General features: G+C 71.6%; 11 protein-coding genes. 4 read left to right on the forward strand and 7 right to left on the reverse strand.

From position 1 onward, the window contains the following. The first annotated feature begins 128 nt into the window (after positions 1–128). Positions 129–1,382, forward strand: a complete 1,254-nt coding sequence (locus AB0877_RS25780; RefSeq protein WP_366612068.1) for a phosphatidylserine decarboxylase — start codon at positions 129–131, stop codon at positions 1,380–1,382. Between the two features lie 57 nt (positions 1,383–1,439). Here AB0877_RS25780 and AB0877_RS25785 read toward each other — a convergent pair whose 3' ends face one another. The 3 genes from AB0877_RS25785 to AB0877_RS25795 all read right to left on the reverse strand — a co-directional run bounded on the left by AB0877_RS25785 (position 1,440) and on the right by AB0877_RS25795 (position 5,394). Further along, positions 1,440–2,390 carry a CDP-alcohol phosphatidyltransferase family protein gene (locus tag AB0877_RS25785; RefSeq protein WP_366612069.1) on the reverse strand — a complete coding sequence of 317 codons (951 nt, stop codon included), beginning with the start codon at positions 2,388–2,390 and terminating at the stop codon, positions 1,440–1,442. Positions 2,391–2,735: 345 nt separating this feature from the next. After that, positions 2,736–3,674 carry an NUDIX domain-containing protein gene (locus AB0877_RS25790; protein ID WP_366612070.1) on the reverse strand — a complete coding sequence of 313 codons (939 nt, stop codon included), beginning with the start codon at positions 3,672–3,674 and terminating at the stop codon, positions 2,736–2,738. A gap of 769 nt (positions 3,675–4,443) precedes the next feature. Continuing rightward, positions 4,444–5,394, reverse strand: coding sequence for an NUDIX domain-containing protein (locus AB0877_RS25795; protein WP_366612072.1), 951 nt, complete (start codon positions 5,392–5,394; stop codon positions 4,444–4,446). A 143-nt stretch (positions 5,395–5,537) separates the two neighbouring features. Here AB0877_RS25795 and AB0877_RS25800 point away from each other — a divergent pair, with 143 nt between their 5' ends. Next, positions 5,538–5,930 (forward strand): PspC domain-containing protein, encoded by a 393-nt coding sequence (locus AB0877_RS25800; protein ID WP_366612073.1) that lies wholly within the window; start codon positions 5,538–5,540, stop codon positions 5,928–5,930. 7 nt (positions 5,931–5,937) lie between these two features. Here the strand turns inward: AB0877_RS25800 and guaA are convergent, their stop codons facing one another. Next, complete coding sequence (guaA, locus tag AB0877_RS25805) at positions 5,938–7,494, reverse strand: glutamine-hydrolyzing GMP synthase (RefSeq protein ID WP_366612074.1); 1,557 nt, start codon at positions 7,492–7,494, stop codon at positions 5,938–5,940. Between the two features lie 152 nt (positions 7,495–7,646). Continuing rightward, positions 7,647–9,344 carry a GMC family oxidoreductase gene (locus AB0877_RS25810; RefSeq protein WP_366612075.1) on the reverse strand — a complete coding sequence of 566 codons (1,698 nt, stop codon included), beginning with the start codon at positions 9,342–9,344 and terminating at the stop codon, positions 7,647–7,649. A 145-nt stretch (positions 9,345–9,489) separates the two neighbouring features. Here AB0877_RS25810 and AB0877_RS25815 point away from each other — a divergent pair, with 145 nt between their 5' ends. Continuing rightward, positions 9,490–10,608: an LCP family protein gene (locus AB0877_RS25815; protein WP_366612077.1), complete on the forward strand. Its 1,119-nt coding sequence runs from the start codon at positions 9,490–9,492 to the stop codon at positions 10,606–10,608. 7 nt (positions 10,609–10,615) lie between these two features. On the opposite strand, the gene AB0877_RS25820 is transcribed toward AB0877_RS25815, so the two are convergent. Beyond that, positions 10,616–12,073, reverse strand: a complete 1,458-nt coding sequence (locus tag AB0877_RS25820; RefSeq protein ID WP_366612078.1) for a M1 family metallopeptidase — start codon at positions 12,071–12,073, stop codon at positions 10,616–10,618. Between the two features lie 111 nt (positions 12,074–12,184). Continuing rightward, positions 12,185–13,588 (reverse strand): M1 family metallopeptidase, encoded by a 1,404-nt coding sequence (locus AB0877_RS25825; protein ID WP_366612080.1) that lies wholly within the window; start codon positions 13,586–13,588, stop codon positions 12,185–12,187. A 185-nt stretch (positions 13,589–13,773) separates the two neighbouring features. On the opposite strand from AB0877_RS25825, the gene AB0877_RS25830 reads away from it, so the two are divergent. Further along, a complete protein-coding gene (locus AB0877_RS25830; protein ID WP_366612082.1) occupies positions 13,774–14,889 on the forward strand; it encodes a sugar phosphate isomerase/epimerase in 1,116 nt (371 codons plus the stop codon). Positions 14,890–14,945: the final 56 nt, after the last annotated feature.

Consider the following 14,945-nt stretch of genomic DNA (forward strand, 5'->3'; position numbering starts at 1 on the left):
CGGTGCGGCCGGCGCGGACGGACGCATATGCTGGCTGGTGGAGATCTCGCCTCCGCCGGCCGGCCCGTCCCGCCCATGGCGGTCCCGCCGCGATTCCCGTCTCTACCCCCGTCAGGAGCCCGCCCGACATGACCCAGTCCCCCGCCGTGCGTACCACCGGCCGGTCCGGTCCGGTCCGCATCGGCGAGCGAGCCGCCCGTACCCTCGTCGCCGAGCTGGCCCGGATCAACGACCCCAAGGCCGCCCTGCTGGTCGGGGTGACCCCGGAATCCGCGGTGCTGGCCGCGGCGGTCGACGCGCTGCTCCCCGGTGACCGGCTCACCGTGGTGCCCGCCGAGCCGTTCGGCGCCGCAGCGCTCAGCGAGCACGTCACAGCCCAGGGCCGCTGGGTGGCCGACCGGGTGAGCGTCGTCGACTCGCTGGCCGAGGCCGAGGCCGCCGAGGTCGTCATCGCCGCTGAGGCGTTCACCGGCACCGCCGAGGCCACCCGCAGCGGCGTCGAGGGGTTGGTCAAGTACCTCACCGACGGCGCGGTGCTGAGCGTGGCGACCGTCGCCACCCCCGGCCGCACCGAGGGTGCCGCCGCCGAACTGGCCCGACAGGACGCCCTCTACGGCGTCGGCGCCGATCTGGTGCTGCGTAACTCGCCGCCGGTGCGGGTCTACCGACTGCGGTTCACCCCGGCCCGCCCGGCCGCCGCCGACAGCCTGGCCCCCGCGTACCGGCCGTCGAGCGTGCCGGTGACCCGGGGGATGCACATCGACTCCAACGGCGTGGCGGCGGCGGGCATCGCACTGGGCCTCGCGGCACTGGCCCGGGTGGCGCGCCCGTCGTCCAAGCTGTGGCTGCTGCCGGCCCTGGCCGCCGGGCCGGTCGCCGCGTTCTTCCGGGACCCCGAACGGGACGTGCCGGAGGACCCGAGCGCCGTGGTCGCCAGCGCGGACGGCAAGGTCCTGTCGGTGCAGCGGCTGCACGACGAGCGCTTCGGCGACGGCGAGTGGCTACGGATCGCCGTCTTCCTGTCCGTGCTGGACGTGCACGTCAACCGCGCTCCGGTCGCCGGCAAGGTGGTGGACTACTTCGTCGCCGACGGCGGCTTCGTCAACGCGATGAAGCCGGACGCCGAGCACAACGTCGCCGCGTACACCGTGCTGGACACCGCTCGCGGCACCGTGGTGGTCGCGCAGCGGACCGGGCTGATCGCCCGCCGGATCGTGCAGCGCGCGCCGATCGGCGCGCTGCTGGCCAGGGGCGAGCGCTTCGGACTGATCCGGTTCGGCTCCCGGACCGACGTCTACCTGCCCGCCGAGGCCGCCGACCCGCTGGTCGGGCCGGGCGACAAGGTGCTCGGCGGGTCCACGGTCATCGCCCGCTGGCGCTGACCCGTAGACGAAGAACGGGGCGCCGCTGACCGCGGCGCCCCGTTCTTTCTGTTCAGATCAAGCGGTACGACGTTGCCGCAGCCAGAGAACCGGCCCGCTGACCAGGTAGCCCACCACGATCAGGGCGAACGTGAGTCGGATGTCGACCAGCGCGCCGATCACCGGGGCCAGCCAGAGCCACGGCGGCAGCTTCACCAGGCGGGCGAGCTTGGCGTACGGGAAGCTCGACACCATCGCGAAGGCGAGCAGCGCCACCCCGGCGACCAGCACGGCACCGGGCACCGGCAGGCCGATCGCCACTGTCACGGCAAGAACCGCGGCGGCCATGGTGGTGGGCACCCCGCAGAAGAACCGGCCGTCCTTCGGCGAGACGTTGAAACGGGCCAGTCGAATCGCGGCGCACGCCGCGACCAGGGCGCACGCCACCGCCGCCGCCGCCGTGGAGACGGAGCCGGCCAGCGAGGCGTAGACCACCACCGGCGCGGCGAGACCGAACGAGCACATGTCGGCCAGTGAGTCCATCTGCGCGCCGAACGGACTGGCCACCCCGAGCCGTCGGGCCAGCGCGCCGTCCAGACCGTCGAAGCCGACGCACGCGATCAGGCAGAGCGCCGCCATGCGCACCTCGCCCTGCATGGCCAGGAAGATGGCCAGCATGCCGAGCATCAGGCTGGCCAGCGTGCAGGCGTTGACCAGGCCGAACTTCATCCGGCGCGCGATGGTGCGCTCGCCGGGGAGCAGCGGGATCGTGTGGGCCTCGCCGGTCTGCGTCATCGGGGGCATCGCCGGACTGACCGGCATGACCGCCTCGACGTCGGCCCGGTCCAGGCCCAGTGTCGGGTCCACGCCCAGTGTCGGTCGGCTGAGCCGGTCCAGGCCGTAGCGACGGCGCTGCCGATCGGCGTACCGGTGCTCGGTCGGGGCCAGGTCGGTCGGGTGCAGGTCCTCGTCGCGGCGACCGACCCGGACCAACAGCACCTGGCGGGCGAACGTGCTGCTGCGGCGCAACCGGCCCGCCCAGCGACGCCCTGCGGGGCGCGGACTGTCAGTAGTACGACGCCGGCGCCATGGGGCTCTCGGCACGTTTCCTCCATCACCGGATCTGCTGACCGCCGAGTGGCGGGTGTCCGGCTGTCTCGTGCCGGACCTTGCATGGCCCGGCAGCCGTTTTGCGGAGTACACCATCGCATAGGGGAACATGGCTTGGCGATAGCTGCCGGCGGTACTTGTATCTGGCTTAAACCGCTCGAACCGCTCGCTTGTTCCCATCCCGGGCTTCATCGCCCGTTTCCTCCATCATTCCCGCCTCTGACTGTACCGGAGGGTCACCAACTCGGCTCACCGAGCGGCGTGCTATCGGCCACTCTGTCCGATTGCCACGGCAGCGATGTCACTCAACGGCAGCTCAGTCGTCTCCTCACGGGTGAACCACCCCGCCCGCGCCGTCGACCCCCCGGCAGACTCGGTGACCACCGCGTCGGTGGGTACGTCCACCAGCACCCGATAGATCACCCGTACGCCGTGCCAGTCCAGAGGCCGACCCTCCGGGCCCAGCGCGGCGGGGTTGTGCAGATTGTTGACGCCCAGGAGCTCCACGACCCGACCCACCTGCCCGCCCTCCTCGACCAACTCCCGCAGCAACCCGGTGGTCGGCTGCTCGCCGTGATCGGTGCCCCCGCCGGGCAGATGCCACAGACCGGCCCCCGGGTAGCCCTCCGCGATCTGGGTGAGCAGGATCCGCCCAGCAGGATCGGTGACCAGCCCGTACGCCCCGAAGCGCAGCCGGCGGTCGGGGTGCTGCGGCGGCAACAGGTCCCGCGACCGGTGCGCCGCCGGCGGCAGTGCGGTGACCGGCAGGCCGAGCGCCTCGGCGGTGAACGGGGTCAGCGACAACCGCTTCACCTCCGCCGGCGAAAGCCAGCGAGCCTGGTCGACCAGACCAGCCTCGACGCCGCGCGACCCGCCCCCGGGCCGCGCACTCTCCCGCTCCGCGCCGTCGGGCAACGCGTTGAGGTCGAACAGCAGCCGGTCGGTGTGCAGCGCGGTCTCGTCCTCCGGAAAGGTGGCCACATCGGCGACCACCGCGAGTAGTCGCGTCACCGCGACCGTCAACCCGGCCTGCTCGTCGACCTGGCGGCTCACGGCGCGCTCCGGATCCTCGGCGTGCCCGACGACACCGCCGGGCAACCGCCAGACCCCGGGAAACTCCCCCTGCGCCCCGTCCCGAACCAGCAGGACCCGGCCCGAGTCCCGCAGGAGGCCGTACGCCCCGACTCGCCGCACGAATTGCACCTTCGCTCGCCTCCGCTCCACACCCGCGTCTGTCGATCAAGAAGCTGTCGTCGTCCCGCTCGCGTTGCGACAATAACTTCATGATCAACGCGAGGCAGCGCACGGAGAGACCGCAGAGGTCGGCGAGCGGGCGCGTCCAGGCCACGGTAGCCAGCCCTTGACGGCGACCGATCAGCCCCGCGAAGAACCCTGAGCCCGTTTCATGACCTGGTCCGTGCCCTCCATCAGCCCTCATTGTGAAGCTCAGTCGCGCTGCCGGGGCCCAGACCGACGGTGATCCACTCGGCTTCACGGAAGGCGCGGTGTTCCGGCGCCTGGAATACCGCGCCACTCAGGTTCACGGAAGGCGCGGTATTCCGGCGCCCGGGATACCGCGTTTTCAAGGAACCCGAGTGGATCATGGGCTTACCGAAGCGGGACGACACTTCAGGCCGCGCCAAGGGAACCGGGACTCCCTGCCCGGGACGCCCATGCGGAACTCCTCAGCGGGGGCGTCCCCACGCTCAAGATCGCGCAACATCCAGGATGTAGTGGCCTCGCCGAGTTGCCGATGCCACTACATCCTGGTTCAAGCACGATCTTGCAGGGCGCACGGCGCGTGGCGCAGCGAGCACGCGGCGCACGGCGCGTGGCGCAGCGAGCACGCGGCGCGGGGCACGGCGCACGGCGCACGGCGGGCGGCGCACGGCGCACGGCGCACGGCGGGCGGGGCACGGCGCGGCGCAGGGAGCGCACGGCGCGGCGCAGGCTCCTCGCGGAGTGGTCGGGGTCAGGTGAGGTGGGCGGCTTGGACTGCTTCGGCGGTCACCTCGGTGAGGCGGTCGGTGGGGAGGGCACCCAACTCCTCGCGGCCGAACCAGCGGGCCTCGCAGGTGGAGCCGCCGACGTCGGCCACGGTCAGTGGGTTGGGCTGGTCGACGACGACCCGGTAGAAGGCGCGTACGCCGTGCCAGTCGATCGGGTAACCCTCGGGGCCGAGCGAGGCCGCGTCGCGGTGACTCGCGACGCCGAGCAGTTCGACGAGGCGGCCGGCCTGGCCGGTTTCCTCGATCAGCTCCCGGATGAGGGCCGCGCCGGGCTGTTCGCCGTAGTCGGTGCCGCCGCCGGGCAGGTGCCAGCAGCCGGCACCGGGGTAGCCGTCGGAGATGCGGGTGAGCAGCACTCGACCGGCGGGGTCGGTGCAGACCGCGTACGCGGCGAAGCGCTGGGCCCGGTGCAGCCCGTCGGGGCCGGGCACGGCGTAGAAGGAGGGGAACTCGGGTGCCTCGTCGGGCACCACGTCGGCCGAGGAGGCGGGCAGCCCGAGAGCGCGTGCGGTGAACGAGCGCAGCGGCAGCTCGCGCGCCTCGTCGAGGGTGTACCACCGGGCCAGGTCGGTGGGGCGCTCACCAACCCGGTCGGCGAGGGTGCCACCGCGCACGGCCACCCGGTAGATCAGCCGGTCGGTGTGGATGGTGATGCCGCGGTCGGGAAGTGCCCGCATGTCGGCGAGCACGTCGGCCAGGCCGGAGACGGCGACGGAGAGGCCGGTTTCGGCGGCGGTCTCGCGGACGACCGTGTGGTTCGGGTCCTCGCCGTGGTCGACCGCCCCTCCGGGCAGGGACCACACGCCGGGGGTGCCGGAGCGCTCCGATGCGCGGACCAGCAGGACTCGGCCGCTTGAATCAGCACAAACTGCGTATGCCGCGATCCTGCGGAGCGGCTTGAGCAAGGTGGTCACGGGAGCAAATTCTCCCCGGGCCGGGTTACCGGAACGGAAAAGAGTCAGATTCCTGACTATCCGGCCCCGGTCAGGGATTGGTCAGGGTAAGGATCCGGGCGGTCACCGAGGGCGGGCGGGGCGCCAGCGCGGACTGTGGGGGTATGACATCGACCACCGCTCCCCACGCCCCGTACAAGCAGCTCCGGCGACCCACCACCGACCGCATGGTCGCCGGGGTCGCCAGCGGCGTCGGCCGGTACTTCGCCGTCGACCCCACACTGGTCCGGGTGATCTTCGCGGTCACCGGGCTGCTCACCGGCGGGCTCGCGCTGTTCGCGTACCCGATCATGTGGTTCCTGATGCCGGAGGAGCCCAGCGGCGCGCCGGCGTGGCCGCACACCACGGGCGCCGCGCCGCAGAACGGCCCGCCGCCCACCGCCGGACCCGCGCCCGGCGGGCAACCGCAGGGGTACGCCCCGACGCCGCCCTACCCGCCGGCGACTGCGGCCAGCCCGCCGCCGGCGACTGCGGCCAGCCCGCCGCCGGCGGCCTGAGCGGCGCTCACTCCCACTCGATGGTGCCCGGCGGCTTGCTGGTGACGTCCAGGACCACCCGGTTGACCTCGGCGACCTCGTTGGTGATCCGGGTGGAGATCCGGGCCACGATGTCGTAGGGCAGCCGGGACCAGTCGGCGGTCATCGCGTCCTCGCTGGAGACCGGGCGCAGCACCACGGGATGCCCGTAGCTGCGCCCGTCTCCCTGCACACCGACGCTGCGCACGTCGGCCAGCAACACCACGGGGAACTGCCAGACACCCCGGTCGAGGCCGGCGGCGGTCAGCTCCTCGCGGGCGATCAGGTCGGCCTGGCGGAGCAGGTCGAGCCGCTGCTGGTCGACCGCACCGATGATCCGGATGGCCAGGCCGGGGCCGGGGAACGGGTGCCGCCAGACCATCGCCTCGGGCAGGCCCAACTGGAGGCCGAGCGTGCGGACCTCGTCCTTGAACAGGGTGCGCAGCGGCTCGACCAGCGCGAACTTCAGGTCTTCCGGGAGGCCGCCCACGTTGTGGTGGCTCTTGATGTTGGCGGTGCCGGTGCCGCCGCCGGACTCCACCACGTCGGGGTAGAGCGTGCCCTGGACGAGGAACTCGACGTCGCCGTGTGCGGCGATCTCGCGGGCCGCGGCCTCGAAGACCCGGATGAACTCGCGACCGATGATCTTGCGCTTCTGCTCCGGGTCGGTCACCCCGGCGAGCGCGCCGAGGAACCGGTCGGTGGCGTCGACCACCTTCAGCTTGATGCCGGTGGCGCTGACGTAGTCCTTCTCGACCTGCTCGGCCTCGCCGGCGCGCAGCAGGCCGTGGTCGACGAAGACGCAGGTGAGCTGGTCACCGACGGCCTTGTGCACGAGCGCCGCGGCGACCGCCGAGTCGACTCCGCCGGAGAGGCCGCAGATGACCTCCTTGTCGCCGATCTGGGCACGGATCCGGGCGACCTGCTCGTCGATGATGTTCTCGGGCGTCCAGGTCGGCTCGATGCCGGCGATGTCGTAGAGGAAGCGGGTCAGCATCTCCTGGCCGTGCGCGGTGTGCCCGACCTCCGGGTGGAACTGCACGCCGGCCCGGCGACCGGCCAGGTCCTCGAAGGCGGCGACCGGCGCGCCCGCCGACTCGGCGGTCACCGTGAAGCCGTCGGGCGCCTCGGTGACGCAGTCGCCGTGGCTCATCCACACCGGCAGGTCCGCCGGCAGGTCGCGGAGCAGCACACCGGGGTCGAGGAGGCGGGGGCGCAGCGGGGTGCCACCGTACTCACGGTTGCCGGTCCTGGTGACGGTGCCGCCGAGCGCCTGGGCCATCGCCTGGAAGCCGTAGCAGATGCCGAAGACCGGCACGTCGGCGCTGAACACGCCCGCGTCGATCTGTGGCGCGTCCGGGGCGTAGACGCTGGACGGGCCGCCGGACAGGATGATCGCGGCCGGGTTCTTCGCCAGCATCTCGGCGATCGGCATCGAGTGCGGCACGATCTCGGAGTAGACCTTCGCCTCACGGACCCGGCGGGCGATGAGCTGGGCGTACTGGGCTCCGAAGTCCACCACGAGGACTGGGCGAGGCAGGCTCATGTGCACGAAGCCTACCGACAGTCACGGCCACTGCCGGCACCGGCTCGCCGGCAATCCACTCTCCCCGCGATCTTGCACTTTCTGCCCCGACAAAGGTCACGAATGCCGCGTAACGACGACCGAAAGTGCAAGATCGCGGAGGTGGCGGCGGGTCACTGTCGCAGCGCGCCGGGGGCGTGCGGCGGGACCGCCGGGTTTTTGGGGGGTACGGGGGGTAGGCGGCGGTACGGGGTGCCCAGGGGCGGGCGGGGGTCTTCTTCGCCCTTGTTGGGCCAGAAGGACATCGCCCGTTCCGCCTGCGCGGTGATCGTCAGGGACGGGTTCACGCCCAGGTTGGCCGAGACGGCCGCGCCGTCGACCACGTGCAGCCCGACGTGCCCGTACACCCGGTGCCAGGGGTCGATCACCCCGTCGGCCGGGGTGGCGCCGATGACCGCCCCGCCCAGGATGTGCGCGGTCATCGGAATGTCGAACGGTTCGGTGAGTGAGCCGCCGGGGTTGCCGCCGATCTCGTCGGCGAGCATTCGGGCCGCGGTGTTGCCGGCGGGGATCCAGGTGGGGCTGGGCGCGCCGTGGCCCGGGCCGGTGACCAACCTGCCGCCGAGCGGGCCACGCCGCCACCGGGTGGTCAGCGAGTTGTCCACGGACTGCATGACCAGGGCGATCACCGTCCGTTCCGACCAGCCGCGTACCGACAGCATCCGCGCCGCCAACCGCGGCTGCCGCACGATGCTGCCCAGCCAGCGGCGCACCCGGTGCGGGCCGCCGTCGACCAGCAGCGACTGGAGCAGCCCCATCGCGTTGGAGCCCCGCCCGTAGCGGACCGGCTCGACGTGTGTCTGCGGGTCCGGGTGGAACGAACTGGTGATGGCCACCCCCTCGGTGTAGTCCAACCGCTCGGACCGGGCCCGTCGACGGGGCACCGAGGCACCGAGGATCGCCTCCGAGTTGGTCCGGGTCAGCTCACCGAGGCGGGGCGAGAGCCCGGGTAGCGCGCCGTCGGCCCGCATTCCGTGCAGCAGTCGCTGGGTGCCGAGCGCCCCGGCGGCGAAGACCACCTGGTCGGCGTGGACGACCTGGCGACCCTTGCGCAGCCAGGCGCCGGTGCGTTCGGTGCGCACCTCGTACCCGCCGCCGTCTGCGGGCCGGACGGCGGTCACCGTGGTCAACGGACGGACCGTGACCCCGAGCCGTTCGGCGAGCCAGAGGTAGTTCTTGACGAGGGTGTTCTTCGCCCCGTGCCGGCAGCCGGTCATGCACGAGCCGCAGTGCAGGCAGCCGGTGCGGTCCGGGCCGGCACCGCCGAAGTACGGGTCGGCGATCCGCTGGCCGGGCCGGCCGATGTGCACGCCCACCGGGGTGGCGTGGAAGGTGTGCCCCACCCCCATCCGCTCGGCCACCGCGCGCATGGCACGGTCCGCGCCGGTGTGCACCGGGTACGTGGTGACCCCGAGCACCCGTTTCGCCTGGTCGTAGTGGTGGGCCAACTCGTCGCGCCAGTCGGTGATGTCCCGCCACTGCGGGTCGTCGTAGAAGGCCGGCAGCGGTTCGTAGAGGGTGTTCGCGTAGACCAGCGAACCGCCGCCCACCCCGGTGCCGGAGAGCACCAGCACCCCGCCGCCGGATCGTCGACCGGCCGGGCGGAGCAGGGTGAGCCGTTGGATGCCGTAGCAGCCCAACCTCGGTGCCCAGAGGAACCGGCGGACCCGCCAGGACGTCCGCGGGAACTCGTCGTCGGCGAAGCGGCGGCCGGCTTCCAGCACCGCGACCGAGTAGCCCTTCTCGGCCAGTCGGAGCGCGGTGACGCTGCCGCCGAAGCCGGACCCGATGACGACCACGTCGTACCGCATGGACGCATCATTACTCGCGAGTAGCGCTCGCGCCAGCGGCACCTTTCGCGCGATCATGCTCCGGCCGACCGACCCGGCGCCTTCCGGCCGCAACCCGGAGCACCCGTCGGAGCGTTGTTCACCAGACGGGTGGGAGGAATCCAGGATGGTTCTCGGGTCGATGGCACCGCGCCGACGGTGGCTGCTGCTGGGGTTGGCGGCCCTCGCCGTCGTCGCCCTGATCGCGGCCGGCACCGTGGTGGTCACCCGGCTGACCGGCGACGACAAGCCGGGCGGCGCTCCGGTGGCCGGCTCACCGACCCCGTCGCCGGCCGGCACGCCGACGCCGAGCCCCAGCGGCCCACCGCCGGGCGCGGACATCACCGGGCCGCTCAACCTGCTGCTGGTCGGTGTGGACACCCGGGTCAGCGTGCCCGGTTGGGAGCCACACTCGGACGCCGTGCTGGTGCTGCACGTACCCAAGGGGTTGGATCGGGCGTACCTCTTCTCGCTCCCCCGCGACCTGCTGGTGGACATCCCGGCGTTTCCGAAGGCCGGCTACAAGGGTGGCAAGACCAAACTCACGCACGCGATGAGCTTCGGTAGCCGGGTGCCGGGCAAACCCAAACAACCGAGCACCGCCCAGGGGTACGAACTGCTGCGCAGCACTGTCAGCGGCTACACCGGGCTGCGCATCGACGCCGGCGCGGTGCTCACCTTCAACGGGTTCGACCGGCTGGTCGACGACCTGGGCGGGGTGGACATCTACATCGACCAGCGGGTCGAGTCGCTGCACCGCCGACCGGACGGCAAGTACCGGGAGCCCGCGCCGGGCGGCTACAAGGGGCCGCAGCAGGTCTACGAGAAGGGCGAGATGCACCTCAACGGCTGGCAGGCGCTGGACTACGCGCGGCAGCGCTACATCACCGGCGGTGACTACGCCCGGCAGCGCCACCAGCAGCAACTGATCCGGGCGATGACCCGCAAGATCCTGGACGAGGGCCTGGCCAAGCAACCCGAGCGCGTCGACAAGGTGGTCTCCTCGCTGGGCGACACGCTCGTCTACGTGGGCGGACGCCGGATCGTCGACATCGCGTACGCCCTCAGTGGCCTGCCGGAAAACCGTTTCACGCTGGTCGGCCTACCGGGTTCCGGCGTGGGCAAGGGCAGCGCCTACCGGGGTGAACAGCTCACCACCGAGGGCCGGAAGTTCCTCACCGAACTGCGCGCCGGCCGCGCCGACGCCTACCTGGCCGCCCACCCCAAACTTGTCGTGAAGAACTGACCGCGGCTCAGAGCCGCTTGGGCTGGGCGGGCTTCTTCGTGCCGTAGAGCCAGGCGTCGAAGAGCGCGTCGAGCTGCTGGCCGGAGATCCGCTCGGCCAGGGCCACGAACTCGGCGGTGGTGGCGGTGCCGTCGCGCTTCTCCGCCGCCCAGGTCTTGATGATCTCGAAGAACGCCTTGTCGCCGACGGCGACCCGCAGGGCGTGCAGGGTCATGCCACCGCGCTGGTACACCGACTCGCTGAACAGTTTCTCCGCGCCCGGCTTGCCCGGCGGTGTCTGCCACACCCGCGCGGACATGCTGGCGTACCGGTTGTCGAACGCCTCCTTGGCGGTGTACGCCCCGGTGTGCTCGGCCCAGAGCCACTCCGCGTACGTCGCGAAGCCCTCGTTGAGCCAGATGTCCTCCCACCTGGCCAACGCGACGCTGTCGCCGAACCACTGGTGGGCCAGCTCGTGGGCGACGACCTCGGTGTTCTCGCCCCGACGGAAGAAGCTCGCCGCGTAGACCGGCCGGCTCTGCGTCTCCAGGGCGTAGGAGATCCGGCTGTCGGAGATCACCACTGCGCCGTACGCGTCGAACGGGTACGGCCCGAACACACTCTCCAGGTAGTCGGCCACCGCGACGGTCTGCGCTATCGACGCGTCCGCGTTCCCCTTGGGCTCGGTGGTGGTGACCGCGTTGTAGACCGGGCGGCCCTTGTGCTCACCGGTGGTGATCCGGAACTTGCCGATCACCAGCGTGCTCAGATAGCTGGCCATCGGCGACTTCTCCGACCACTTCCAGGTGGTCCAACCGCCCGTGCTGGTCTTCCCACCGGGAACGCCGTTGCTGATCGCGGTGAGGCCGTCCGGAACGGTGACCTCGAAGTCGTAGGCCGCCTTGTCCGACGGGTGGTCGTTGACCGGGAACCAGGTGCTGGCCGACTCGGGCTGACCCAGCGCGATGGCACCGTCGGCGGTGTGCAGGAAGCCACCGTCGCCCAGCGCCTCGTTCTTCAGCGGCTTCGGCTTGCCCGCGTAGGTGACCTCGGCGACGAACCCGTTGCCGTTGATCAGCCCGGAAGCCGGCTTGATCACCAACTCGTTCCGGTTGCGGCTGTGGGTCGCCGGTGCGCCGTCCACCGTCACCGCGCTGACGGTCAGGCCGGCCAGGTCGAGGTTGAACGACGACAGGTCGGTGGTCGCGGTGGCCCGCACCGTTGTCGTACCCGTCAACTGGTCCTTGGCCGGGTCGTAGCGCACCTTCACCGTGTACCGCCCGACGTCGTAGCCGCCGTTGCCGTAGGTCGGGAAGTAGGCGTCGCCGACCCCGGCGGCGCCGGCGGCGAACGTCCGCGCCGGCGAGGGGGACGCGCTCGGTGGTGGGGCCGCCTCCGGGTCCGCCGAGTCGCATCCGGACAGTGCGAGCGCACCGGTCACCAACAGGCCGGCAGCCACTCCCAGTCGGTGCCGCGTCCCGCGCATCCCACACCCTTTCCGCGCGGTGGCCGGTCACGGCCCCCGCAGTCCCGCGCGAACGGGCACCTGCCCGCCGTTCGCAGGCGGCAGCATATCGACACCGGCGGCGGGGCCGGGTCACGGCAGTGTGGGAGCCGACCCACCCACCAGCCAGGCGTCGAAGAGCGGACGCAGTTGCCGCCCGGCGACCCGCTCGGCCAGCGCGACGAGGTCCGCCGTTGTCGCGTTGCCCGCCGCCCGCTCGCTGGTCCAGGTACGCAGGATGCGGAAGAAGAGGTCGTCACCGACGGTCCGGCGCAACGCGTGCACGGCGAGCGCCCCGCGCTTGTAGACGGCCGTGCCGAACATCTGCTCCCGGCCCGGCTCGACCGACGGCTGCGTCCAGTCGGTCGCCGCGTACTGGATCTCGAAGTTACGCTGGGCGGTCCGGCCGCCGTCGTGCTCCTCCCACAGCCACTCGGCGTAGCTGGCGAAACCCTCGTTGAGCCAGATGTCGCTCCACCTGGTCAGCGACACGCTGTCGCCGAACCACTGGTGCGCCAGTTCGTGCGCGACGACGCTCGGGTTCGGCCGGTCGTCCGCGAAGAAGCCGGGCCCGTAGACCGGCCGGGACTGGGTCTCCAGCGCGTACCCGATCCGGTCGTCGGCGATCACGATCCCGCCGTACGAGTCGAACGGGTACGGGCCGAAGCGGCTGGCCAGGAAGTCGACGATCGCGCCGGTGCGGGCCAGCGAGGTGGCCGCGCCGCCGGTCGCCGGCAGGCTCGCGGCCACCGCCGTGACCAGCGGTCGACCGGCGTGCGTGCCGGTCACCACCCGGTAGTCACCGATCACGAGCGTGCTCAGATAGCTGGCCATCGGGGCGCGCTCCGACCAGCGCCAGGTGGTCCAGCCGTCGGCGCTGCTCTTCGGCCCGGGTACGCCGTTGCTCAGCGCGGCCAGGCCGTCCGGGACGGTCACCGCCAGGTCGTAGGTGGCCTTGTCCGACGGGTGGTCGTTCACCGGGAACCAGGTGGCGGCCGAGTCGGGTTGGCCGAGCGCCACCGCGCCGTCGGCGGTGTGCAGGAAACCACCGCTGCCCAACGCCCCGTCGTCCACGGCCGTGGGGACGCCCTCGTACTCGACGGTCACGGTGAACTGCCGGCCGCGCGGCAACCCGTCGCGGGGGGTCACCACCAACTCGCCGTCGCCGCGCCGGTGCTCGGCCGCCGCGTCACCCACGCTGACCGCGCGGACCTCCAGGCCGACCAGGTCCAGGTTGAATCGGGACAGGTCCTGGGTGGCGGTGGCCGTGACGACGGCTCGACCGGTCAGCCGGTCGGTCGACGGGTCGTAGCGCACGTCGAGGCCGTAGTGCCCGACGTCGTAACCGCCGTTGCCGTGCCCCGGCACGTACGGGTCGCCGACGTCGGCGGCGCCGGGCCGGAAGCCGTCGCGGTCGTCGCCGGTACAACCGGTGACGGCCAGCCCGATCGCGCAGGTCAGCGCGGCGACGCGCAGTATCCGTCCGGTCCGGACCATCCCCACCCCTCCTGCGGCACTCCGCTCAGGCCGAGCCTAGCCAGCATCGAGGGCCGCGCGGCCGGGATCGACGATCATCAGTTACTTTCGTTGGAACAAACGAAAGTAATGATCGATCTTCACTTTCTTTCGACTTAGACCGACGTTAGTGTCTGGTCCCGACCACCGTCGCGAAAGGTGGAACCATGCCAGACCACACCGCCCCCGACGCCACCCCCACCGGCCGGCTCAGCCGCCGATCCCTCCTCGCCGCCTCCGCCGGCGCCGCCGCCGCGATCGGCGCGGCCGGCCTACCCGTCCTCGCCACCGGCACCCCCGCGCTCGCCAACCCCGGCAACGCGAGCAAGCTACGGGTGGAGCCGCTGATCCCGGCCCGCAACCGCGGCATCATCCTCTACAGCGTCCGCGACCGGATCACCGCCGCGCCCGACGACAGCGGGGTGCCGTACGGCTTCGAGCGCGTCCTCGCCCGACTCGCCGAGATCGGTTACAAGGAGATCGAGTTCGCCGGCTACACCCAGAGCACCGAGATCCTGGGCCGGCAGATCACCCCCGCCGAGATCCGCAAGATCCTCGACGACAACGGCCTGGTGGCCAACGGCACCCACGCCACCATCCAGCCGGCCACCTTCCAGCAGCAGCTGGACATCGCCGAGGAACTCGGCATGAAGAACATCGGCACCGGCAGCGACCCGACCAGCAGCGCGTACAAGGCAGAGTGGGACGCCGCCGCCGACATCTGGAACGAGCTGGGTAGGCAGGCCAAGGCCCGGGGCATGCGGCTCTACACGCACAACCACGACGCCGCGTACAACTTCCTGATCGACCGGGGCCCGCGCGACGCGCAGGGCCGGCAGACCCGGTCCTCCGGCATCCGCCGGCTCGAATACTTCTTCGAGATCACCGACCCGCGGTACGTCTTCTTCGAGCTGGACATCTACTGGGCCTACGTGGCCCGCTACAAGCACCAGAAGTACGTCAACGCGGCCGGCCAGGAGGTCACCGACCTGTTCGACCCGATCCTCACCGTGGCCGACCGGACCACCCGGTTCCCGCTCTTCCACGCCAAGGACGGCGACCGGGACACCAGCGTCCCCAACGGGTACCAGATGACCCCGCTGGGCGACGGCGACCTCAACTTCCAGCAGTTCTTCCAGACCATCGGCGAGCGCAACTTCCACCACGCCAACTGGGAGATGGACACCGCCCCCGGCGGCGCGGACAACAAGGGCCAGTCGCTCGACTTCGCGGCGACCAGCTACCGCAACATGTCCGACCTGACCATCTACGTGGAGAAGTGACAGTCGGCTGAACGCGAACGAAGGCCGGCCCGTGCTCGGGCCGGCCTTCGTTCGTC

This window comes from Micromonospora sp. NPDC047644, assembly GCF_040704315.1.
Lineage (GTDB): Bacteria > Actinomycetota > Actinomycetes > Mycobacteriales > Micromonosporaceae > Micromonospora.

Bases quoted from the DNA above. Each gene is read 5' to 3' on its own strand.
- AB0877_RS25780 (WP_366612068.1), top strand. From the start codon at position 129: ATGACCCAGTCCCCCGCCGTGCGTACCACCGGCCGGTCCGGTCCGGTC.
- AB0877_RS25800 (WP_366612073.1), top strand. From the start codon at position 5,538: ATGACATCGACCACCGCTCCCCACGCCCCGTACAAGCAGCTCCGGCGA.
- guaA (WP_366612074.1), bottom strand. From the start codon at position 7,494: ATGAGCCTGCCTCGCCCAGTCCTCGTGGTGGACTTCGGAGCCCAGTAC.
- AB0877_RS25810 (WP_366612075.1), bottom strand. From the start codon at position 9,344: ATGCGGTACGACGTGGTCGTCATCGGGTCCGGCTTCGGCGGCAGCGTC.
- AB0877_RS25815 (WP_366612077.1), top strand. From the start codon at position 9,490: ATGGTTCTCGGGTCGATGGCACCGCGCCGACGGTGGCTGCTGCTGGGG.
- AB0877_RS25820 (WP_366612078.1), bottom strand. From the start codon at position 12,073: ATGCGCGGGACGCGGCACCGACTGGGAGTGGCTGCCGGCCTGTTGGTG.
- AB0877_RS25825 (WP_366612080.1), bottom strand. From the start codon at position 13,588: ATGGTCCGGACCGGACGGATACTGCGCGTCGCCGCGCTGACCTGCGCG.
- AB0877_RS25830 (WP_366612082.1), top strand. From the start codon at position 13,774: ATGCCAGACCACACCGCCCCCGACGCCACCCCCACCGGCCGGCTCAGC.